Source organism: Bradyrhizobium sp. 35 (genome assembly GCF_023073215.1).
Lineage (GTDB): Bacteria > Pseudomonadota > Alphaproteobacteria > Rhizobiales > Xanthobacteraceae > Bradyrhizobium > Bradyrhizobium canariense_D.
Genome location: NZ_JADPJC010000023.1, coordinates 46,290 through 70,130, shown reverse-complemented (window position 1 = coordinate 70,130; position 23,841 = coordinate 46,290). Strand labels below are relative to the sequence as shown.

Sequence of the window (23,841 nt, the reverse complement as noted above, 5' to 3'; positions counted from 1 at the left end):
AAACTAAAGCAAGAAAGAAGCCGCCCGTCATTGCGAGCGTAGCGAAGCAATCCAGAAATCTCGCCACGGAGGCGACCTGGATTGCTTCGCTGCGCTCGCAATGACGAATGGGATGACGCGCTTTCGCGCGTCACTTCTCCCGGAACGCTCGCATGAACTGGTCGTGCAGCGGCTTCATCAGGTAGGACAGCATGGTGCGATCGCCGGTCTGGACGAACGCTTCCGCCGGCATGCCGGGGATCAGCCTGGAGTCACCGAGCTTGGCGACCTCCTCTGCGGACAGCGAGACGCGGATGGTGTAGTAGCTCTGGCCGGTGCGCTGATCGGTGGTGACGTCGGGCGAGACGCGGCTGACGACGCCGTTGAGCTCCGGCGTTGTGCGCTGGTTGAACGCGGACAGGCGCAGCAGCGTCTTCTGGCCGATCTGGAGCTTGTCGATATCGACCGGATTGACCTTGGCTTCGACCTGGAGATCGTCGGCCTGCGGCACGATCAGCATGAGGGCGTCGCCGGCGGTGATGACGCCACCAACGGTATGCACCGTCGATTGCAGCACCATGCCGTCCTGCGGCGCGCGGATGTCGACACGGCGAAGCTGGTCCTCGGCGGCGACCTTGCGCTCGATCATTTCGCCGATCTTGTCGTTGGTCTCGCGCAGATCCTTCGAGACCTCGCTGACCATGTCCTTGTCGACCTGGATGATCTGGAGCTCGGTCTCGGTGATCTTGCCCTTGGCCTGCGCCCGCGAGGCGATGTATTGCGCGCGCTCGCCGTTGAGGCGGGCGCTGTCGCGTTCGAGCGTGGTCAGACGGGAGATCTGCACCAGGTGCTTGTCATAGAGATCGCGGACACCCACGAGCTCCTGCTGCACCAGCGAAATTTCCTTGTCCTTGGCCCGCTCCTGCGCGGAGAGGCCCTCGATCTCTTCATTGAGCTGCTGGATGCGCTCGCGCAGCTGCGCCTTCTGGCCGGCGCGTCCGTTGACGCGGACGTCGAACAGCTTGGTTTCGGCGGAGAGCAGCGCCTTGACGTCGGGATCGTTGCCGCGATCGAGCAACGCTTGCGGGTAGTCGATCCTGTCGATTCCGCGCTGCTCGGCCTGGAGCCGCGCCGCACGCGCCTGCGCCGCGTCGAGATTCTTGGTGACGATGGCGAGATTCGCCTTGGTGACGGTGTCGTCGAGCCGCACCACGATGTCGCCAGCCTTAACTACGTCGCCATCGCGAGCACGCACCTCGCCGACGACGCCGCCGGTCGGATGCTGCACCTTTTTGACATTGGACTCGACGACGATCTGACCCGGCGCGATCAGCGCGCCCGAAATCTGCACCGTCGAAGCCCAGCCGCCGAGGCCGACCAGGAGGACCAGCACGATCCCAAGCCCGAGCATCAGGTGAAACCGGATCGACTGCCGTACGGTCCTCTTCGCGGCAGGCTTCGCGCCGCCGAGCGCCATCGTGCTCATGCCTTGGCTCCGCCTTCGCTGACGATCTTGATCGGCGCCGGCGGCGTCACGCGCGGCTGGAGCACCTGGGCGAGCACCTGTTCCTTCGGCCCGAAGGCCTGCATGCGGCCGTCGCGCAGCACCAGGATCTGGTCAACCGCTTCCACGCCGATCGGACGGTGCGCCACTACGATGACGATGGCGCCGCGCTCGCGCGCCGCGCGGATGGCGCGGGTCAGCGCCTCGTCGCCTTCGGTATCGAGATTGGAATTGGGCTCGTCGAGCACGATCAGGAAGGGGTTGCCATAGAGCGCGCGCGCCAGCGCCACGCGCTGCGCCTGGCCCGCGGAGAGCGCCGTGCCCTGCTCGCCGACCTGGGTGTTGTAGCCCTCGCGCATCTTGATGATCATCTCGTGCACGCCGGCTTCCTTGGCGGCGCCGATGATGCCGTCAGACGTGGCCTCGGGATCGAAGCGGCTGATGTTCTGCGCGATGGTGCCGCCGAACAATTCGACGTCCTGCGGCAGATAGCCGATGTGGCGGCCAAGCATGTCCGACGACCACTGGTCGAGCGCCGCGCCGTCGAGCCGCACCTTGCCGCGGACCGGCTGCCAGACGCCGACCAGCGCGCGGATCAGCGACGACTTGCCGGAGCCGCTCGGTCCGATCACGCCGAGGCCATTGCCGGCTTCGAGCGCAAAGGTGATGTCTTGCACGATGAGGCGCTGGTCGCCCGGCGGCACCATGGCGATACCTTCGACCGAGAGGCGGCTGGTGGGCGCCTGCAACTGGGTCGGCATCGTCTGCGCCGGCATCTGCTCGAGAAGGCGGGTCAGACGATGCCAGCTCTGGCGTGCCGCGACAAAGGATTTCCAGTGCGCGATCGCGAGGTCGACCGGCGCGAGCGCGCGTGCCGAGAGGATCGAGCCGGCGATGATGATGCCGGCGGTCGCCTCCTGGTGGATGACGAGATAGGCGCCGACCGCGAGCACGGCCGATTGCAGCATCATGCGCAGCACTTTTGCGACCGCGCCGAGACCGCCGGCGACGTCGCTCGCACGCTGGTTGCCGTCGAGATATTTTTCGTTGGCCTCGCTCCAGCGCGCGTTCATCCGGCCGGCCATGCCCATCGACACCATGACTTCGGCATTGCGGCGGCTGGCCTGGGCGAGATCGTTGCGCTGGGCGGCGAGCCCCATCGCCTCGCGCGCCGGCTGGCGGGACATGAACTCGGTGACCAGCGTCAACCCGACCAGGATGACGGCTCCGACCAGCGCGGTGACGCCGATCATGACGTGGAAGGCGAAGCAGATGGCGAGATAGAGCGGCAGCCAGGGCAGGTCGAAGAACGCGCTCGGTCCCATGCCGCCGAGGAAGGAACGGACATTGTCGAGATCCCGCAGCGGCTGAAGCCCCTCGTTGCGGCTGCCAACCAGCAGCGGCAGGCGCACGATGGTGTCGAACACCCGCTTGTTCAAGGCTTCGTCCAGGGCGGTACCGACCCGGCCCAAGATCCGGTTGCGGATCATGTCCAGCACGCCCTGCGCCATGTAGAGGAAACCGGCGAGGACGATCAGGCCGACCAGGGTCGGAATACTGCGGCTCGGCAGCACCCGGTCGTAGACCTCCAGCATGAAGATCGACCCGGTCAGATAGAGCAGGTTGATCATGCAGCTCATCAAGCCGACGCCGACAAACGCCGTGCGACAGGCGCGCAGCGCATCACCGAGCTCTGAGCGGCGGACGCCGGGAACGGCTGCCATCAGTCTGATCTCTTTCGGGTAGGGGCCAAAGTCCCTGATTTCAAAGGCAAATTCAGGAGTAATTGACCCGGATTAACATCGCGTTTGCGCTCATCGCTCAACGCAGTCGAACACCCGGGACCCCTATGGCCCACATCACCCCCGACCGACCTTGCACGCAAGTCCGGAATCTCACGATCTTGCGGCTTTTTCTTGCAGACATGTCACCTCTCCCCGGGCGGGGAGAGGTCAAAAGTTCGATCAATTGAACCCGGGCGCCATTAGAACCGGCCGCCGCCGCGGACCAGCCGCACCACCAGCAGCAGGATGACCGCGCCGATGGCGGAATAGATGATCTCCGATATCAGCCCGGTGCCGATGTGAATGCCGAGCTTCGGAAACAGGAAGCTTGCCACCAGCGCGCCGGCGATGCCGACCACGATATCGCCGATGATGCCGAACCCGGTTCCGCGCACCACCTTGCCGGCCAGCCAACCAGCGACGAGGCCGACGAACAGGATGACAAGCAAGCCTTCATTCGAAATGTACATAAATGAGGTCCCTCTCCGTGAACGGTTCCATGGAAGCGGAACCGGGATGAACGAGGTCTGAATGCTGTTCCCCCGTTCCCCGCTGGCGGTCCAAATATCATGACAGCGCGGTGACCGGCTCCGCCAGCACGCACCGTGCTGCCCGGCCCGGCCCGACCTCCACATTCCCAGGCAATTGCTCCAGGCAGCGCGGCTGGGCAGCGGCGCAGCGGGGCGCAAAGGAGCAGTTGTGCGGCCGCTCGCCCAGCGACGGCGGGGTGCCGGGGATGGTCTCGAGCCGCTGTCCCCGCTTGGCCCCGTGGACGGTCGAGGCGAGCAGGCCCCTGGCGTAGGGATGCACCGGCGAGCGGACGATGTCGCGAAGCGTGCCCTGCTCCACGATCTGGCCGGCATACATCACCGCGACCCGGTCGCAGATCTCGATGGCGACCCCGATGTCATGGGTGACGAAGATGACGGACATGCCGAACTCGCGCTGCAGCTCGCGCAACAGCAGCAGGATCTGGATCTGCACGGTGGCATCGAGCGCCGTGGTCGGCTCGTCCGCGAGCAATATCTTGGGACGACACGCGAGCGCCAGCGCGATCATCGCGCGCTGACGCATGCCGCCGGACATCTCATGCGGATAGGCATCGAGCCGCCGTTTTGCGGAAGGAATGCGCACGACCTCGAGCATTTCGAGTGCGCGCGCCCTGCCCTCCGCATACGACTTGCCTTCGTGACGCACCACGCTTTCGGCGATCTGCGCGCCGATGGTGTAGACCGGATCGAGCGCCAGCGCCGGCTCCTGAAAGATCATCGACACGGTTTGGCCGCGGAACGACGACAGCTGCTCGTCGTTCATGGCGAGCACGTCGCGGCCCATGACGTTGACCTTGCCCGTGATCTGCGTGCGCTTCTTCGGCAACAGGCGCATCAGCGCGCGCAAGGTCACGCTCTTGCCCGAGCCGGACTCTCCGAGCAGGCCCAGCACCTCGCCGTCGCCGAGCGAGAGACTGAGATCGTTCACGGCATAGACCGTGCGCTCCCCGGTGAAGCGGATGTTAAGGCCTGAGATCTCGACGAGCTTTGTCATGACGGAAGTTTCGGCAGCCTTTCGTGGTAGTCGGTGGCGCGCTGGAACGCGGCGCCGATGGTGAGCAAGGTCGCTTCATCGAACGAGCGGCCGATCAGCTGCATGCCGATCGGAAGACCGCTTTTGGTGAAGCCCGAGGGCACCGTGAGCGACGGCAGGCCGAGGTAATTCACCGGACGGGTGAACAGCGTCAGCCGCTGCAACAGCGCCGGCGCATTCGGCCCGCCGCCAACGTCGCTCTCCTCGATCGTTGGCGCCGGCACGGGGGACGCCGGCGCGATCATCGCGTCGACGCCCGATGTGGCAGCGTTGTGCGCGGCGAGCGCAGGTCCGCGCCAGCGCATCGCCTCGAGATAGGTGATGGCGGGGACCGCGAGGCCGTTCTGGAGCCGCATCAACACCTGCGGACCATAATCCTGCGGCCGCTCAATCATCCAGCGCTTGTGGAAGGCGGCGGCTTCGGCTGCGAGCACGAGCTGGCTTGCCGAGGACAATTGCCGCTGATCGGGCAGCTCGACCGTGACGATGTCGGCGCCCTCACGCTTGAGCACCGCAACGGTCTCGTCCAGCACGCGCGCGACCTCGCCGTCGAGATCATCGACATAGAAGGACGAGGGGACGCCGACCTTGAGGCCCTTCAGCGAGCCCTTGGTCGCGCCGACATAGTCAGACAGCGGCTCATGACTGCAGGTCGAATCCTCAGGATCAGGGCCGGCCATCAGCGCCAGCAGCAGCGCGCAATCCTCGGCGGTGCGGGCGAGCGGGCCGACCGTGTCGAGCGACTGCGACAGCGGCATCGCGCCGGCGCGGCTGACCCGGCCGACGGTGGTCTTCAATCCCGTGACGCCGCAGAAATGTGCGGGCATGCGGATCGAGCCGCCGGTGTCGGAGCCGAGCGCCGCATAGGTCAGTCGCGCCGCGACCGCCGAGCCCGAGCCCGACGACGAGCCGCCGGTGATGTGCGCAGCGTTCCAGGGATTGCGAACCGGGCCGTAATGGGCGTTATGGCCAGTCGGGCCATAGGCGAATTCGGCGAGATGCAACGTGCCGAGGCGAACCTGGCCGGCGTCCTTCAGCCTCTGCAAGGCGGTGGAGGTCACTGTCGGAACGAAGTCGCGGCGGATCAACGAGCCGCAGGTCGCGACGTGACCTGCGTCGTAATACATATCCTTGTGCGCGAGCGGCACACCGTGCAGCGGACCGCGGACTTCCCCCTTGGCGAGTTCGGCGTCGGCGGCATCGGCGGCCTTCAGCGCTGCCTCTGCCTCGATCGACATGAAGGCGTTGAGGTGCGGCTGCCACTGCGCGATGCGATGCAGCAGCGCACGCGTCACCTCATGCGAGGACACCTGCTTCATCGCGATCGCGCGCGCGACCTCGGTGAGCGTCATCAATGCGGGCTCGGTGCTCATTTCGAGACCTTGGCAGTCTGCGCGATCGGATAAAGCGCGGGCTCGAGATCGAACGGCAACGTGCCGGCAATGGCCGCAAAGCCCTCGAAGGCCGGTCCGATGGAATTGGAGATGCGCGTCGCGATCTCGTCGTCGACGGGAACGCCGGCGACCTGTGCCGTCGCCTTGATCTCTTTTGTCGTCGGTCTCATGCGGTTTCCTCCTTCGGCGCGCGGCGATGGCCTGAACCCGGGATCGCCATGTAGCACGCGGCCTCGTGGCCCATTCTATCGAGCGCGGTGAGTTTTGGTGTCGCATTTGCGCAGAGCGGCTCCGCAAACGGGCAACGGGTGTGGAAGCGGCAGCCCGAGGGTGGATCGATCGGATTGGGCGGATCGCCCGTGATCGGCGGCGTCTCGGTGCGGCGGTCCGGATCCGAGGACGGCATCGCGGCAAGAAGTGCGCGCGTATAGGGATGCGCCGGTTGGTCCCAGACCTGGTCGACCGGGCCGAGCTCGACGACCTCGCCGAGATACATCACCAGCACGCGATCGCTGATATAGCGCACGACGTTGAGGTCGTGACTGATGAAGAGATAGGTCAGGCCGAACTCACTCTTGAGATCGGCAAGCAAATTGAGCACCTGCGCCTCGACCGACTTGTCGAGCGCGGAGACGGCTTCGTCGAGAATCACCAGCCGCGGCGACAGGGCCAGCGCACGCGCGATGTTGACGCGCTGGCGCTGGCCGCCGGAGATCTCATGCGGGTAGCGGTTGGCAAAGTTTGCAGGAACCAGGCCCACTTTGCCCAGCAGCTCGCGCGCCAGCGCGCGCGCGGCGCCGTCGGCCATGCCGTGCACCTTTGGGCCGAAGGCGATCGAGTCCTCGATGGTCAGGCGCGGGTTGAGCGAAGCGTAGGAATCCTGGAACACCATCTGCATGCCGCGGCGCAGCTCGCGCAAGGAGAGCGACTGGCCGACGCTCATGCCGTCATAGATGATGTCACCGGTGTCGCGCGGCATCAGATGCATGAGCAGCCGCGCGGTGGTCGACTTGCCGCAACCGGACTCGCCGACGATGCCGACGGTCTCGCCCTTGGCGACGGTGAACGAGACATTATCGACCGCCCGCACGGTGCGCTTTGCGGCGAACAGGCCGCCACGAACCGGGAAATGCTTGGTGAGGCCGTTGACCTGGAGCAGCGGCTGGGCGACGCCGCCGAGGTCTTCGATCGGCTCCAGCATTGCGACGGAGAGGTTGGTTTCGCTCATGGCTAGTTCCTGATGTCCATGGCGCTGCGCAGGCCGTCCGAGAGCAGGTTGAAGCAGATCGAGACCGCGAAGATCATTGCACCGGGGAGCGCGGCGACCCAGGGGTTGACATAGATCGCGGTCCGCAAGGTATTCAACATCAGGCCCCATTCCGGCTCCGGCGGTTTGGTGCCGAGGCCGAGGAACGACAGGCCTGCCGCGAGGATCATCGAGACCGAGATCAGGCTGGTCGCGTAGACGAAGATCGAACCGAGCACATTGCCGAGGATATGAACGCGCATGATGGTGAACGGTCCCGCGCCCGAGGCGCGCGCGGCGTCGACGAAGTCCATGTTGCGCACCCCCGTCGTGACGCTTTCGGCAACGCGGGTGATCTGCGGCACGAACACGACGGTCAACGACACGATGGAATTGAGGATGCCCGCGCCCAGCGCGCCCGAGATCGCGATCGCCAGCAGCACGGACGGAAACGCGTAGAACACGTCGATCGTGCGCATGATCGCGGTGTTGAGCTTGCCGCCGACATAGCCGGCAACGAGGCCGAGCGAGGTGCCGATGCAGAAGGCGAGGATCACAGGCAAAATGCCGATGAGAAGCGACAACCGGCCGCCATAGATCAGCCGCGCCAGCATGTCGCGGCCGAGTTCGTCGGTGCCGAGCGGGTAGCCGGATGTGCCAATGTGCCGAAGGCGGCGGATCATCGAGCCCTTGTAGGGATCTTCCAGACCGAGCCACGGCGCAACGATCGCGGAGAGAAAGATCAGCAGCAGCACCAGCGCGCAGACCATGCTGACCTTGTCACGCCAGATACGACGGCCGACGGTCGCCCAATAGCCGCGCGCCTTGGTCGCGGGCGCGGACTGAAGCGCCGTATCGCTGGTGACGGACAACGGAAGCTCGCTCATCGCTAACCCCGTTTGATGCGCGGGTCGATCGCGGCTTGCGCGATGTCGACCATCAGATTGAGGAAGACGAAGAACAGCGCCAGGATCAGGATCGTGCCCTGCAGCAGCGGCAGGTCGCGCTGGAAAATCGCGGAGTTGAGCAGGAAGCCCGAGCCCGGCCAGGAGAACACCGTCTCGATCAGGATCGAGCCGCCGAGCATGTAACCGAGCTGAAGTCCCATCACCGCGAGCGCGGTGGGGGCGGCGTTCTTGATGACGTGGCGGAACACGCCGCGCTCATGCAGGCCTTTTGCACGCAGCGCCTCGACGAAGTCCTGGCTGAGAATGTCGCCGGTCAGCGCGCGCACCGTGCGAGTGACGATGCCCATCGGGATCACCGAGGTCGTGATCGCTGGCAGCACGAGATATTGCAAATGCGCCCAGTCCCAGGCCCAGGCGGCCGAGCCGCCGGGTCCGGCGCCGACAGCGGGCAGCCAGTTCAGCTGGACCGAGAAGATGATGACGAGCACCATGCCAAGCCAGTAATGCGGCACCGAAACGCCGGCGATGGCAAAGGAGGTCGCCAGCTTGTCGATCCAGGTCTCGCGGAAATAGCCGGCGATCAGGCCGAGCAGGATGCCCATGGTGAAGCCGATGATCGCCGCCGCAATCGCCAGCGTGACCGTGTTGCTGACCGCGCGCATGACCTCGGCGAGCACCGGGCGGCCCGTGGCGATGGAATTGCCGAGATCGCCATGAAGCGCGCGGAGCAGCCAAAGCCCGAACTGCACCGGCAGCGGGCGGTCGAAACCATAGGCTGTCCGGAGCTGCGCGGCGAGCTCCTGCGAGGCGTCTGCGGGGAGCACCGCGACGAGCGGATCGCCCGGCGTGATGTGCACGAGCAGAAAACACACCAGCGCGACGCTGATGACGATCGGGATGACGTAGACGATGCGTCTGGCGATATAGGCGAGCACGTTGTTTCTTTTCTTCCCTTCTCCCCTTGTGGGAGAAGGTGGCGCAAAGCGCCGGATGAGGGCTCTAACCCCGGATGCAGTGTTAACGAAAAAGAGAGAGGGTCATCCGCGGAAAGAGATCCCTCACCCGGCTTCGCTTGCGCGAAGCCACCCTCTCCCGCAAGGGGAGAGGGTGCACTGCGTATGAGGCGGGAACTATTGCATCGACACCAGTGAGAAGTCGATGAACCAGCTCTTTGGCTGCACGACGCCTGTCACCTTCGGGCTGATGGCGCGGGGACCGACGTCGTGGGCGACATAGAGGAAGGCCGCGTCATCGACGGAGGCCGCGTGCAGTTCGGCGAGCGCGGCGTCACGCGCGGCGGGATCGAAGGTCTGCCGCGCCTTCTTCACCAGCTCGTCGAATTTGGGATTGTTGATGAAACCCCAATTGTTCGAGACCGGCGGCGCCATGCCCGATTGCAGGAAGCGCACCAGCGCGAAGAACGGGTCCATCGCCGCATAGGTGACGTTGGTCGCGTTCGAGCCGTTGGCACTGGGATCCTTGGCGCCGCGGCGCCAGTTGGTGAACAGCGTATTCCACTCGATGACATCGAGCTGCACGTCGAAATAGCATTCGGCCAGCGCCTGCTGGATATATTCGTTCATCGGCAACGGCTGCATCTGGCCCGAGCCGGACGCAGACGTCTGGGTCTTCACCGTCAGCTTCTTGTTCGGGCCGAATCCGGCCTCCTGCATCAGCTTCTGTGCAGCAGCCTTGTCGTACTTGATCTCGAAGGTCGGTCTGCCGCGCCAGGGATGGCCGACCTCGAACGTGCCGGTCGCGGGCACCATCAGCCCCGCGAGCAGGCCGTCCTTGAGGCCTTCGCGATCGACGCAGAGGTTCGCGGCCTTGCGCACGCGGATGTCGTTCCAGGGCGAGCCCTCGACGCGCGAGAACTGCCACGGCCAGACGTGCGGCTGCTCGTTGGCGTAGAGCTTGAAGCCGCGCTGCTTGAGCTCGGGCAACGCGTCCGGCGCCGGCGCCTCGACCCAATCGACCTGCCCGGAAAGCAGCGCCGCGGTGCGCGCGTTGGCCTCCGGCATCGGCAACAGCACCATCTTGTCGACCTTGGGCACGCGGTCCTTGTTCCAGTAGCTCGCATTCTTGACCAGCTCCAGCCGCTCGCGCGGGGTGAAGCCCGCCATCTTCCACGGGCCGGTGCCCGCGGCGTCCTTGGCAAACGCGGTCCATGCGGCCTGCGACTTGGCCTTGGCGTCGGCGCCCTCCGCCTTGTCGTAGAAGGCCTGCCACTTCGCCGGGCTCGCCATGAAGAGATTGGTGAGGTTGATCGGCAGGAAGCTGTCGGGCTCCTTGGTGGTGAGCTCGACCGTCATGTCGTCGACCTTCTTCGCTGATGCCAGCGTCGGCATGCGCGAGGCCGTGACACCGACCTGGCTGGCGTCGAATTGCGGCGCGTCCTGCTTCAGCACCTTCTCGACATTCCACACCACGGCGTCCGCATTGAACGGCGAGCCGTCATGGAAGGTGACGCCCGGCCGCAGCTTGAAAGTCCATTTGGTCTTGTCGGCATCGTCGACCTTCCACTCGGTAGCAAGGCCGGGGATCACCACGCTCGCCTTGTCGGCCGAGGAAAGGTCCCAGCCGGTGAGCGCGTCATACATGGTGAGGCCGGTGAAGCGGTTGCCTTCAAAGCCCTGATCGGGCTGGCCCAGCGTGCGCGGAATATCGGCAGCCGTCATGGCGATACGCAGCACGGTTTCGGCAGTGGCCGCGCGCGGCCACGCAGCCGCGCTACTGAGCGCCAGCAACGCGATCAGCGCCGCGCGGGTCTTGTTTTTCTTGATCAACATTGACTCAATCCTTTTCCGGCTTCGATGACTAATTTTGATGCAATCGTATGCAATGCCTATGCCAATGGGGAAACTTATTCTGCAAATTGCCCCTGCGACGACAAGTCCTTGTGATGACACGTCGGCGAAAGCACCTCGCTGCCTATTCTGGCATCAAGATTGCAGGTTTGGCTCCGATTGTCCTTGAATTCTTCCTTGGAGCTTTGGCCCATGCGTATCCGACTATCGACCTGTTTCGCCGTGCTTGCACTGGCGTTGTCCGCGATTCCGGCGGGCGCCGAAACGGTGCTGCGCTACGGCATCTCGATGGCGGACATCCCGCTGACGACCGGCCAGCCCGATCGCGGCGCGGGCGCCTATCAGTTCACGGCCTACACCATCTACGATCCGCTCGTGGCGTGGGAGATGGACGTCGCCGACCGGCCGGGAAAGCTGGTGCCCGGATTGGCCACCGAGTGGAGGGTCGATGCCGAGAACAAGACCAAATGGCGCTTCACCTTGCGCAAGGGCGTGAAGTTTCACGATGGCAGCGAGTTCGATGCCGACGCCGTGATCTGGAATCTGGACAAGGTGCTCAATGACAAGGCGCCGCAATTCGACAAGCGCCAGAGTGCGCAGGTCAAGACCCGCCTGCCTTCGGTCGCGAGCTACGCCAAGATCGACGACTTCACGGTGGAGATCACCACCAAGACGGTCGATTCCTTCTTTCCCTATCAGATGCTGTGGTTCCTGGTCTCCAGCCCGGCGCAATACGAGAAGCTCGGTAAGGACTGGGACAAGTTCGCGAGCCAGCCTTCGGGGACCGGCCCGTTCAAACTGACAAAACTGGTGCCGCGCGAACTCGCCGAGCTCACGAAGAATCCGGATTATTGGAACAAGAAGCGTATTCCCAAGGTCGACAAGCTCGTGCTGGTGCCGATGCCGGAAGCGCTGACGCGCACCAATGCGCTGCTGGCCGGGCAGGTCGATCTGATCGAGACGCCGGCGCCGGATGCCGTGCCGCAGCTCAAGGCCGCCGGCATGAAGCTCGTCGACAACGTTACGCCGCATGTCTGGAATTATCATCTGAGCGTGCTGCCGGGTTCGCCCTGGACCGACATCCGCCTGCGCAAGGCGCTGAACCTCGCGATCGATCGTGAAGCCGTGGTGGGCCTGATGAATGGCCTTGCGAAACCCGCCAAGGGACAGGTCGATCCGTCGAGCCCCTGGTTCGGCAAGCCGAGCTTCGAGCTGAAATACGATGTCGCAGCCGCCAAGAAGCTGGTCGAGGAAGCCGGCTACTCCAAGGCGAAGCCGCTGAAAGCGACCTTCATCATCGCACAGGGCGGCACCGGCCAGATGCTGTCGCTGCCGATGAACGAATTTTTGCAGCAGAGCTTCAAGGAGACCGGCATCGACATCGATTTCAAGGTCGTCGAGCTCGAGACACTCTATACGCATTGGCGCAAGGGCGCGGCCGACGAGATGAACGCCGGCATCACCGCCAACAACATCGCCTATGTCACCTCTGACCCGCTCTACGCCATCGTCCGCTTCTTCCATTCGAGCCAGATCGCGCCGGTCGGCGTCAACTGGGGCGGCTACAAAAACCCGAAGGCCGACGCGCTGATCGACGAGGCCAAGCAGACCTTCGACAGCGCCAAGCAGGACGAGTTGCTGGCGCAGGCGCACGCGCTGATCGTCGACGACGCCACGCTGGTATGGGTGGTGCACGACACCAACCCGCATGCGCTGTCGCCCAAGGTCAAGCAGTTCGTGCAGGCGCAGCACTGGTTCCAGGATCTCACGACGATCGGGGCGGAGTGAGGCTCAAGGTCGGCACCCCGCTTCCGCAAACACCACTGTCGTCCTGGCGAAAGCCAGGACGACACCTCTTATTAAGGCGACGGCCTGCGGCGTCGAACACCGCTGTCGTCCCGGCGTAGCCGGGACCCATAACCACCGAGTTGAATTCGGCAACGACAGCCAACTCCGATCTGGCGTACAGCTTCTGCTGCGGAGTATGGGTCCCGGCCTGCGCCGGGACGACACCGAGGGTTTAGCCGCTAGCAAGCGCCTCCCTTATTTCGTCAGCAGCGCATAGGCCCCGGTCCAACCTTCCGGCGGTGGATTGACCTGGAATTCCTTGATGCGCACTTCATAGAGCTTGAACAGCTTTTCCAGCGTGTCGGCATCCTCGCTCCTGCGGCCGCGGTCGATCGCGTCCAGCGCGCCCTGCCAGTCGCGGCTGCGATAGCAGGCGAGCATTTCGATGGTGACGTTGCGCAGGCGCTGGAAGGCGCCTGAAAGCATCACATCCTCGCGGCCGGCGATGGCATAGATCACCTCCGGCTCGGTCTTGCCCTTGACCATGATGAAGTCGAGTTCGAGGATCGCGAACTTGTCCTTGGCCGCGAGCGCGGTGCGCGAGCCAACGATAATGGGAAAGCCGTATTCCTTCGACTGGCCTTCCAGGCGCGAGGCCAGGTTGACGCTGTCGCCGAGCACCGAATAGTTCTTCTTCAGGTCGGATCCCATGTTGCCGACGACGCCGATGCCGGTGTTGAGACCGATACCGACATTGAGCGGGATGTAGACGTGACCGCCATCAATGGCCTCCTGCTCGCGGTCCTTGTTCACCGCGTCGATCTTCTCCAACATCTGGATCGCGGCCTCACAGGCGTTGACCTCGTGCTCGGCATCGTCGAGCGGCGCATTCCAGAACGCCATGATGGCGTCGCCCATATATTTGTCGATATAGCCCTTCTGATCGATGATCACGTCGGTCAGCGGAGTCAGGAAGCGGTTCATCAGCGCGATCAGGCCCTGCGGATCGTGCTTGTAGGTTTCCGATATGGTGGTGAAGCCGCGCACGTCGGAGAACATGATCGTCATTTCGCGCTCCTCGCCGCCGAGGACGAGTTTTTCCGGTGACTGCGCGAGTTGCTCGACCAGCACCGGCGACATGTATTGCGCGAACATGCCGCGGATCTGCACGCGCTGGCGCTGCTCGCGCACGAAGCTGGCGAAGATTAGCGTCAGATAGATCGCGGTGGTCGAGAGCAGCGGATAAGTGAAGTCGATGAGATAGCGGTGCTGCGCATAGAAGAACCAGGACACTCCGATCAGGATAGCGGCGAAGGTCGCGCCGGCAAGCACGAGGCGAACTGGTCCGAGGTTCGGCGTGAAGATGATGACGAGCAAGCCGATGACGAGCGCGGCGAGCAGCTCGACGCCGAGCGCATAGTTCGGCTGGGAGATCACCGCGCCGCTCAGCACGCTCTCCAGCACCTGGGCGTGGATCTCGACGCCGGGCATGGTCGAGGACACCGGCGTGGTCTTGATGTCGTTGAGCCCAACCGCCGAGGTGCCGATCAGCACCAGCTTGCCGGCGATCTTGTTAGGCGGCACCGTATTGTCGAGCACGTCGGCGGCCGAGACGTAGATCGAGGGATCCTGGCGCGCGTAATGCACCCAGAGCTGACCGTTCCTGTCGGTTGGGATCTCCACGCCCTTGAGACGCACGGCCCGCACGCCGGTCTTGTCGGTCCGAACCAGCAAGGTCGGCGTGCCCGTGACGACGCGCAAAATCTCGAGGCTCAGCGAAGGCATGACCATGCCCTGGGCGCGCATGATCATCGGCACGCGCCGGATCAGGCCGTCGCGCTCGGTCTTGATCGAGAACAGGCCGCGGCCGGCCGCGACCTTCTCGATCTCGGGCACGTTGCGCAACAGCCCGGGAAATTCGAATAGGAAGCGCTCAGCGCCCTCCTCGCCGACCGTCGCGACGCCGGTGAAGGGCAGCGACTTGTCGACCTCGGACGAAATCGCCCGCTGCCCAGTCTCGCCCAGGATCACGCGCGAGCGCTTGATCGCTTCGGAGAGGATCTGGTCGTTGCTCGGCAGCTCGCGCAGCTTGGCGCGGGTGGCGTCGTCCAGGTAGCGCATCTGGCTCGCGACCAGATCCGGGTTGAGCCGGTCGGCCTCCGAGAACACGACGTCGAAGCCGATCGCCACCGCGCCGTGATTGGTGAGGTTCTGGATCATGTCGGCGATCCGCGTCCGCGGCCACGGCCACTGGCCGAGCTTGGCGAGGCTCTTGTCGTCGATGTCGACGATGGTGACCGGCCGCGCCGTCTTGTGGCGCGGATCGATCAATTGAAACATGTCGAACGTGCGCAGCCGCAGTTCCTGGATCGGAGGCGGATCCCAGAGCCGAGCGCCGGCAAATACGACCAGCAGCGCAAGGCACATCAGCCGCGCAAACCCGAACTTGCGCGCAAACCACCGCCGCAGGATCTTGAGACGTTTCATGGTGGCTGGATATCACGCTTTGGCGGTGAACGGCAGCGTGGATCGGGCCTGCCGACGATCGCGGCCCATCATGCAGCAATCAGGCATGGACGATGAAGTCGCTCGCCTGGAGGTGGGCGACACCCTTCAGAAGGATGGTGTCCGAAGCGTTGATCGTGACCAGGGTGTCAGCGGAATTGGTCGGCGAAGCCGCCACGTGCTGCGCCATCCATGCCCCAAAATCGCTGGCGGTCACGACTGCCGACAAGTCGATATGGTCCTGACCGGGCGTGAAATTGGTGATCGTATCGTTGTTGGAACTGGCGGCGAACACGAACTGGTCCTGATGGCCTGTCCCGATGAAGTCATCTTGCCCGGCCGTGCCAAAGAGCAGGCTAACCGTCTTGCTTGCGTTGTGACTGTCGGCCACGGTGAGCGTGACCGTCTGTATGGCCGCACCTTCACTTGCATCAGTGTAGGTCACGGTCTGCAGCGCGGAATTGATATGCGCCAAGGTATCGGACGTCGACGCCGGACTCAAATTGCTACCCGAGCCGGAGGCAACGAGCGTGAAGGTTTCATTGGCAGCCGCATCGGAGTCGGTGGCCGAGATACCGTGCACAGTGACTTGAGCGTCGTCATGCGTGAGGCTGATCTGGTTGACGTCCATTACCGGCGCATCGTTCGCGCCGTCCACGTCCACCGTGAGTGTCGCAGTGCCGGTCGCGCCATGCGCGTCCGTCGTCTGGACCGTAAACGTATCCGCGAAGGGCCCTTCTTGCAACGCGTTGATCGCAGCCGCGTCGGGAACGTAGGTGTAGCTGCCGTCAGAGTGGACCGTCAGCGCGCCGTAGTGTCCTGGAGCCGTCCCGCAACTATCCGCATTCTGGACAGAATAGGTCAGCGTCACCGTCTCGTCGGCATCGGCGTCGGTGCCCGCGAGATTTCCGGTGAGATTGGAGAAGGTGTCGGTCGCCGCCGTGTCCGTAAGCTTGCCGAGGTTGAGAGCGGACAGCGTTGGCACGTCGTTGGCGCCCGTCAGGTCCACCGTGTATATCGCCGTGGAGGCGGCGCCATGTGCATCCGTGACCTGGACCGTGAAACTGTCGGAATAGTGCAAGCAGCCCGGCAGCGCGTTAATCGAAGCCGCATCGGGAACGTAGGTGTAGGTGCCGTTCGTGTTGAGCGCCAGCGCGCCATAGTGACCCGTGACCTCTCCGACTGCCTGGTGATCTGCGTTCAGCAAGGTGTAGGTCAGCGTATCGCCGGAGTCGGCATCGGTCCCGACCACCTGTCCGGTGAGGTCAGAGAAATTATCCGCTGCGCACGTATCGGTGAGCTGCCCGATGCTACCATCGGTCAACACCGGAGCGTCGTTGGCGCCTGTTACGGCAACCGTGAATGATGCCGTGCCGACAGCACCTTGCGCGTCCGTGGTCTGAATCGTGAAGACGTCCGAACAAGGGCCTTCCGAAAGCGCGTTGATCGAAGCCGCATCGGGAACGTAGGTGTAGGTGCCGTTCGCGTTGACCGTCAGCGAGCCGTACAGGCCAGCCGTCGTCCCATGACTATCCGCGTTCAGAACGGCATAGGTCAGCCCCGCCGTCTCTCCATGGTCGGCGTCGGTTCCGACCAGCATTCCCGTGACGTCCGAGAAGCTGTCGGCGATGGAGGTATCGACGAGCGGATCCGTGGTGACCGCGGCCAAGGTCGGCGCGTCGTTCTTGCCTGTGATCGTGACCGTGACGTCGGTTGTGGCGGTCTCGCCGTAATCGTCCGTGCTCGTGATGGTAGAAACCACCTTCGCGGTCTGGTCCTTGGCGAGGAAGTCCAGCGCGCCGTCGGCGATCGAATAGCTCCAGGTGACGATGCCATTGTTCAGCCCGGCCTGCGGCAGAAGCGTCAGCCCGCTCTTGAGCGCCGCGATCTCGTCAAGCGAGAGCGACGAGGTGAGGTTAGTGCTGTGATCGGCGCCAAGCGAGGTCACGTCCTGGCCGGTGATCTGTGCCGACGGCAGGTCGGTCAGGTCGATGTCGGTGAAGTCAATCGCGCCGGTCGCAGGCGTTGAGGTATCGGAGGTGGCGAAGTCACCGGTGGCGTCCGCCTGCTCGGAGACGCCCCCCGCCAGCACGCCGCCGGCGGTGAAGGCCGGGGCGTGGTCATCGGTCATCGTGATCAGCGTGTGGCCAGTGCCGTCGTCGCTCCCGGCGAAATGGGCATTGCTGTAGTCGGCGCCGGCCAGGTTCAGGCTGATGTGATTGCCGTCCGCATCGGTCACCGTCAGCACGCCGCCGGTCGCGGGATTGGAGTTTGCAACATAGACCGCGCTGGTGCCGAGCCCGTATTTGATCGTCGACAGGTCGATCGTGTCGTTCGCCGACAGCTCCGCGATCGATCCGCCGAACGTATCCGTATCGATCTCAACCGCGGCGCCGTCGCCCGCGAGGTTGATCGTCTGCGCGACCGTGCCTTCGAGCTTCAGCAGCGCACCGGCATCGACGGTGACCGAGCCCGTGCCGGTCAGCAAGCCGAACAGCGACAGCTCGCCATCATGGACCTCGATGCTGCCGGTATTGCTGATGGTGCCCGAGATCGACGCCGTGCCCCAGCTGTCGATGTGGCTGTGATTGACGAGTCCAGGCCCACCCAGGGAGATCGAGGCGCCGTTGAGGAGATCGATGACACCGTCATTGACGATCGACGACGCATTGCCGAAGGCGCTCGTGCCGGCGACCGTCCAGGTGCCGCCGGACTCGTTATTGAAGGTCGCGCTGGCGACCGAGATATTGCCGTTGATGTGGCCGGTGTTGTTGATCGTGAGGCTGCCACCGATCTCGATGATCGCGTCGGTCGCGGAGGTCACGCTCGAAGCGGCGGGCGGCCCGATGGTGCCGGAATTGTTGATCACCGAACCGGTCGTATCCTGCTGGATGTGGATCGCCGCATTGCCACCGGCGCCCACGATGGAGCCGGAATTGACGATGTGGATCGAACCGGTCGCGCCCGAAAACTCCAGCGTCGCGCCAACATCGACGATTACCTTGCCTGAACCGGCGATGCCGCCCGCAAGGTCGAGAATGCCGCTCTGGACCTCGATGATGCCAGTGTTGGTGACGCTGCCCGTGACCGTATCGACGCCGGCGCTGTAGAGATTGCCGGCATTGCTCAGGCTGCCGCCGTTGATCGAAACGTCGGTCAGATAGAGCTTCGAGGTGCCGTCGACCGTGATCGACCCAGCACTGCTGTTGCTAACGGTGAGATTTGCCAGCTTCAGCGTGCCGTGGTTGACTGCCTCAAGAGCCGCAGTGTTGGAGATATCCTCACCGGAGACGTCGAGCACGCCGCCCTTCGCCTGAATGAGATTGTGATTGGTGATGGCGTGAAGCGTGGCGGGATCAATCGTCAGCGTACCGCTGGTGACCGTGATCGTGCCGGTGTTGGTAATGTCGGCATTGTCGATGGCGCTGGTGCCGGTCGATTCCAGCGTACCGGCAATCGTCACCGTGCCGCCGTCGATGGTCGCGCCCTGAAGATCGAGTGCCGAGCCGGACTCGACCGAGACACTACCGCTGCCGGTGTCGGTCACCGTCATCCCGATCAGCTTCAGTGTCCCATGATTGATCGCCGCCAGCGTGCCGGTGTTTGCGATGGCTTCGCCGTTGATGTCGAGCTCGGCGCCATTGGCCCTGAGGATGCCGCCATTCGCGATCGAGCTTGCGGAGGTCGTCGCCAGCAGCGTCAACGCGCCCAGGGTTGCCTCGATCAGATAGTTGTTCGAGATGTTGGCGTCGGTAATCGCAGTTGTGCCGGTCGAATTCAGCGTGCCCGAAACGGTGAGCGCGCCGCCTGTCAGGCTCGCACCGTTCAATGTCAGCTTGCTGCCTGCATCGACCTTGACCGTGCCATGATTGGCGATTGCGGTGCCCGCAACTATCACGTCATCCAGCGTCAGGATGACGCCGCTCTCGACCGTCACGGCAGTGGTGCTCAGCGTCGCCGATTGATCGATCTTGCTGGCGCCGGTGACATCGATCGTGCCGAGACCGTTGATCGTACCACCGCTGATCGTCGCGCCGTTAACTGTCAGCTTGCCGTTGGCATCGACCGTGACGTTACCGGCATTCGCGACCGTCGAGCCCTGGTCGATCGTCAGCGCGCCATTCGTCAGCACCTCGATCGTGCCGGTGCTCGCATTCGTGATCGTCTCGTGGTCCAGCGCGTTGCCGGTGCCGCTGACCTTCAACGCCGCGTTGTTGTTCAGGATGCCGCCGCTCAGCACCGCAGCGCCGGTCAAATCGATCTCGCCATTGCCGGTGACCGTGCCGGTGCCGTTGATCGTCGCCCCGTTGACCGTCAGCTTGCCGTTGGCATCGACCGTGACGTTACCGGCATTCGCGACCGTCGAGCCCTGGTCGATCGTCAGCGCACCGTTCGCCAGCACTTCGATCGTGCCGGTGCCCGCGTTCGTGATTGTTCCATGGTCTAGCGCGTTACCCGTGCCGCTGACCTTGAAGGCCGCGTTGTTGTTCAGGATGCCGCCGCTCAGCACCGCAGCGCCGGTCAAATCGATCTCGCCATTGCCCGTGACAGTCCCGGTACCGCTGATCGTGGCGCCGTTAACTGTCAGCTTGCCAGCGGAATCGATCGTGACGTTGCCGGCATTCGCGACAGTCGAGCCCTGGTCGATCGTCAGCGTGCCGTTCGCCAGCACCTCGATCGTGCCGGTGCTCGCATTCGTGATCGTCTCATGGTCGAGCGCGTTGCCGGTGCCGCTGACCTTGAAGGCCGCATTGTTGTTCAGGATGCCGCCGCTCAGAACCGCGCCGCCGGTCAGATCGATCTCGCCATTGCTGGTGACCGTACCGGCACCATTGATCGTGGCGCCGTTCACCGTCAGCTTGCCGTTGGCATCGACCGTGACGTTGCCGGCATTCGCAACCGTCGAGCCCTGGTCGATCGTCAGCGCGCCGTTCGCTAGCACTTCGATCGTGCCGGTCGTCGCATTCGTGATCGTTTCGTGGTCCAGCACGTTGCCGCTGCCGCTGACCTTGAAGGCCGCGTTGTTGTTCAGGATGCCGCCGCTCAGCACGGCAGCGCCGGTCAGGTCGATCTCGCCGTTGCCGGTGACAGTCCCGGCACCGTTGAGCGTGGCGCCATTGACTGTCAGCTTGCCGTTGGCATCGACCGTGACGTTACCGGCATTCGCGACCGTCGAGCCCTGGTCGATCGTCAGCGCGCCGTTCGCCAGCACTTCGATCGTGCCGGTGCTCGCATTCGTGACCGTCTCGTGGTCCAGCACGTTGCCGGTGCCGCTGACCTTAAAGACCGCGTTGTTGTTCAGGATGCTGCCGCTCAGCACCGCAGCGCCGGTGAGATCAATCTCACCGTTGCCGGTGACCGTGCCGGTGCCGCTGATCGTGGCGCCGTTGACCGTCAGCTTGCCGGTGGCGTCCACCGTGACGTTGCCGGTGTTGGCGACGCCGGAGCCCTGGTCGATCGTCAGCCAGCCATTCGCCAGCACCTTGATCGTGCCGCCGGACGTGTTTGCGACGGTCTCGTGGGCGAAATCCGCCGTGCCCTTGACGTTGACCGCCCCTGAATTGTTCAGCGTGCCGTTCTTGAGGACGCTGCTGCCGTCGAGTTCCAGCGTGCCGGCGATGGTGACCGTGCCGCCGCTGATGGTGGCGGTGTCGACGATCAGCGTCGTGCCGGCATCGGCCTTCAGCGTGCCGCCGGCATTGTTAATTCCGGCGAGCGTCTTCAGCGTGCCGCCGAACAGCTCGATCGTGCCGGAATTGGTGATTGTGGTGCCGTTGGCGAAATCGCCGCCGCCCTTGAGCGTCAGGTAGCCGGCATTGGTGAGGACGCTGCTGTCCAGGAACTCAGCCTTGCCACCAACCGAGATCGTGCTTGCCGTGAAATTGGTGAGCTTCGAATCGGCCTTGAGGCTGATCTCGCCCGCAATCGTCAACGCACTCTTGTTGATGACTTCCGGCGCCTTGTGGCCGACCGCGGTGTCGTAGTCGTTCATCGTGATCGACTTGGCAAAGGCTGCCGTGTCGATCGTCACCGGATAGGACGGCGTCAGCCCATGCAGCTGGTCGGTGATGACGATGACGTCGTCATTGATGGTCGGGACCGTGCCGGTTGCCCAGTTGGCCGCATCCTTCCAGAAGCCGCCCGAGGGAGCGCCGGGCTTGTCGGTCGCGATCCACACCACGGCGGGAGCGTCGGTGCCGGTGATCGTGACGGTGATGGTCTGCTGCGAGGTGGCGCCTTGCGCGTCCTTGAGCGTCACGGTGTAGACCAGCGTCAGCACCTCACCCTTGGGGATGAAGTCGGCGAGATAGACCGGCAGGTCAGCCAGCGACCAGTTGATGGTGCCGGTGCCGTCTCCGGTGCTATCGGCGCCCGCCGCGATCGCGACCGACATCGCGCTCTGGAACGCCGCAAGCGGCCCCGGCGGAACGGTGCCGTCAGGCAGGGTCGCGCTGCTCAACGCCACCGACACCGTATGCTTGTCGGTGAGATCGACGTCGTCGAAGCTCAGCGTGCCCGACGTGGGAACATCGCTGGTGAGCGGGCCACCCGGCACGCTGGTGCCGCCTTCGAAGATGATGGTCGGAACGCTGGTGGTGATCACCGGCTTGTCGTTGGTGCCGGTGATCGTGATGGTGATGTCGATGGTCGACGTTTCGGGATTGACCGAGAAATTATTGTTGACGCGGACCTTGTAGGTCAGCGTCAACGTTTCGCCCGCCGCGAGGAAGTCGAAGACGTGGTCGGGAATCGTGTAGGTCCAGACCGCCGAGCCGTTGTTGTTGTTACCGGCGGCTGCGGCCACGCTGAGCTGGATCTGCGTTGCCGCGATGTCCTGCTTCTGGAGCGCAGAGAGCGCGCCGGTGACATCCTGCTGGCCGGCGTTCTTGTAGACAAAGTTCGGCGCATCGCCGAGGTCTATGCTCACCGTTGGCAGATCGGCCAGGTTTTGATCGACGAAGGTGATGCGACCGGAGATGGTATCGTAATGAGTTGTGTCGCCGGTCGTGCCCGCGCGCTCGATCATCTCGAACGCCGTCTTCACATTGCCGTTGAGATCGAGGCTTTGACGAACGGGCGGGCCGGGAATGCGGGTGCTGGTCGACGGATTATGGCCGGTCCCCTGCGATCCCGGCTCAGGGAGATGCGTGAAGGTCGCGGTCGCGGTGGCACCGGTATCCGTCTTGATGAAGACAATGTTGCCGGTCTGCGTGATCGAGTCGGTGAAGTTCTGGGTCAGCTTGGTGTTGCTGTTGTTGTCCGTGAACTTCAGCGTGAACACGTCCGTGATCAGCTTCTGGATGTCCGGCGACATCAGCGCATTGGAGATCGAGACGTTGCCGCCGCTGATCTGGATCATCTGGCCGGCCTGGTTGACCGTCGCGATCGGCAGCAGCGTGACCTTGTCGAACAGGATGTAGGAGCCCGTCGTGCCGTTCGGCTCGACCAGCACCTGGAAGCTTGCCTGCGGCTGCGGATCGCCGCCGCCAGCGGGAACGACGAAGTTGATCTGGCTCAGCACCGCCGTACCGCGGATGCCCATGGTGGCGACCGGCGTGTCGACCTTCATGTCGCCGTGCTTAGCGGTCTCACCGGCAACGAAAGTGATGGTGCCTGCGACCAGACTGAGCAGAGAGGAATTGTTCGACCCGTTGGGGTCGTAGACCATATCGTTCAGCACCATCCGCGCATTGGAGGACAGGCCGAACACCGTGCCGTCGATGAACGTAATGCCGAGCGTCGAGTCGCCGCCGGTCGAGACCACGTCGCCCTTCTCGACGTTGTCGCCATTGTTCAGGATGACGGAGACGCCGTTACGGACCGCGGTCGCGCTGCCGGAGAGCTTGGTGACGTGGCCGATGACCTGCGCGGCGGCAATGCCTGAGGCGGCCTGCGCGTATTGCACATGGCCGGTGAGTGCGTTGACGACGTCGCCGGTGAGGTGCGCGCCGTCGGGCGAGGCGATCGCCGCGCGCTTGTCGCCCCTGAAATAATCGTGAACGACGAAATCGTGCCCATCATGAGACAGCACGAGATCGAGACCGGCGCGCTTGAAATCGCCGTTGAAGATCAGGTTCGGGTCGGGAACCACGAATGCGCCATCGGGCACGTGGCCGTGTGCCTTCGCAGTAAAGGAATCGACATGGCCATCGGCGGGCGATCGGGAACCCAAGCCGTCCAAGGAAATCGCGGCGTCAAATTTGCCAGCGTAATTCAATCCGGGCACCAAAAAAGGAGTTAAAATCTAAGTAAGTATCGCTCGCCTAAACTTGCATATCATTACCAAGTCCTTAGCGAAACCACCTATTGCTTGTGTGATTTCGCATCACCAAGCGGTCGAT

13 protein-coding genes are annotated in these 23,841 nt (G+C 64.0%); 1 reads left to right on the top strand and 12 read right to left on the bottom strand.

The features are described 5' to 3' along the window. Window positions 1–130: 130 nt before the first annotated feature. The 10 genes from IVB36_RS04440 to IVB36_RS04395 all read right to left on the bottom strand — a co-directional run bounded on the left by IVB36_RS04440 (window position 131) and on the right by IVB36_RS04395 (window position 11,188). Window positions 131–1,465: an HlyD family type I secretion periplasmic adaptor subunit gene (locus IVB36_RS04440; protein ID WP_018457589.1), complete on the bottom strand. Its 1,335-nt coding sequence runs from the start codon at window positions 1,463–1,465 to the stop codon at window positions 131–133. After that, window positions 1,462–3,207, bottom strand: coding sequence for a type I secretion system permease/ATPase (locus IVB36_RS04435; protein ID WP_018457590.1), 1,746 nt, complete (start codon window positions 3,205–3,207; stop codon window positions 1,462–1,464). Before IVB36_RS04435 ends, IVB36_RS04440 begins: the two co-directional genes overlap by 4 nt. 260 nt (window positions 3,208–3,467) lie before the next feature. Next, window positions 3,468–3,737 carry a GlsB/YeaQ/YmgE family stress response membrane protein gene (locus IVB36_RS04430; protein WP_007605178.1) on the bottom strand — a complete coding sequence of 90 codons (270 nt, stop codon included), beginning with the start codon at window positions 3,735–3,737 and terminating at the stop codon, window positions 3,468–3,470. A 97-nt stretch (window positions 3,738–3,834) separates the two neighbouring features. Next, window positions 3,835–4,812: an ABC transporter ATP-binding protein gene (locus tag IVB36_RS04425; RefSeq protein ID WP_018457591.1), complete on the bottom strand. Its 978-nt coding sequence runs from the start codon at window positions 4,810–4,812 to the stop codon at window positions 3,835–3,837. Beyond that, window positions 4,809–6,224: an Asp-tRNA(Asn)/Glu-tRNA(Gln) amidotransferase GatCAB subunit A gene (locus tag IVB36_RS04420; RefSeq protein ID WP_018457592.1), complete on the bottom strand. Its 1,416-nt coding sequence runs from the start codon at window positions 6,222–6,224 to the stop codon at window positions 4,809–4,811. The genes IVB36_RS04425 and IVB36_RS04420 overlap by 4 nt, the downstream gene beginning before the upstream one ends. Beyond that, window positions 6,221–6,415 (bottom strand): hypothetical protein, encoded by a 195-nt coding sequence (locus tag IVB36_RS04415; protein ID WP_018457593.1) that lies wholly within the window; start codon window positions 6,413–6,415, stop codon window positions 6,221–6,223. The genes IVB36_RS04420 and IVB36_RS04415 overlap by 4 nt, the downstream gene beginning before the upstream one ends. After that, complete coding sequence (locus tag IVB36_RS04410; RefSeq protein ID WP_018457594.1) at window positions 6,412–7,473, bottom strand: ABC transporter ATP-binding protein; 1,062 nt, start codon at window positions 7,471–7,473, stop codon at window positions 6,412–6,414. Before IVB36_RS04410 ends, IVB36_RS04415 begins: the two co-directional genes overlap by 4 nt. Window positions 7,474–7,475: 2 nt before the next feature. Then, entirely contained in the window at window positions 7,476–8,378 is a 903-nt protein-coding gene (locus tag IVB36_RS04405) for an ABC transporter permease (protein ID WP_018457595.1), read from the bottom strand. Window positions 8,379–8,380: 2 nt separating this feature from the next. After that, window positions 8,381–9,334, bottom strand: a complete 954-nt coding sequence (locus IVB36_RS04400; RefSeq protein WP_085349306.1) for an ABC transporter permease — start codon at window positions 9,332–9,334, stop codon at window positions 8,381–8,383. 195 nt (window positions 9,335–9,529) lie between these two features. Next, window positions 9,530–11,188, bottom strand: coding sequence for an ABC transporter substrate-binding protein (locus IVB36_RS04395; RefSeq protein ID WP_018457597.1), 1,659 nt, complete (start codon window positions 11,186–11,188; stop codon window positions 9,530–9,532). A gap of 210 nt (window positions 11,189–11,398) precedes the next feature. On the opposite strand from IVB36_RS04395, the gene IVB36_RS04390 reads away from it, so the two are divergent. After that, on the top strand, window positions 11,399–12,994 hold the full coding sequence (locus IVB36_RS04390; protein WP_018457598.1) for an ABC transporter substrate-binding protein: 1,596 nt from the start codon (window positions 11,399–11,401) through the stop codon (window positions 12,992–12,994). Window positions 12,995–13,249: 255 nt separating this feature from the next. On the opposite strand, the gene IVB36_RS04385 is transcribed toward IVB36_RS04390, so the two are convergent. Together IVB36_RS04385 and IVB36_RS04380 are read right to left on the bottom strand one after the other, a co-directional pair. Beyond that, entirely contained in the window at window positions 13,250–15,481 is a 2,232-nt protein-coding gene (locus tag IVB36_RS04385) for an adenylate/guanylate cyclase domain-containing protein (RefSeq protein ID WP_018457599.1), read from the bottom strand. Between the two features lie 79 nt (window positions 15,482–15,560). Next, a complete protein-coding gene (locus tag IVB36_RS04380; RefSeq protein ID WP_247390762.1) occupies window positions 15,561–23,672 on the bottom strand; it encodes a VCBS domain-containing protein in 8,112 nt (2,703 codons plus the stop codon). Window positions 23,673–23,841: the final 169 nt, after the last annotated feature.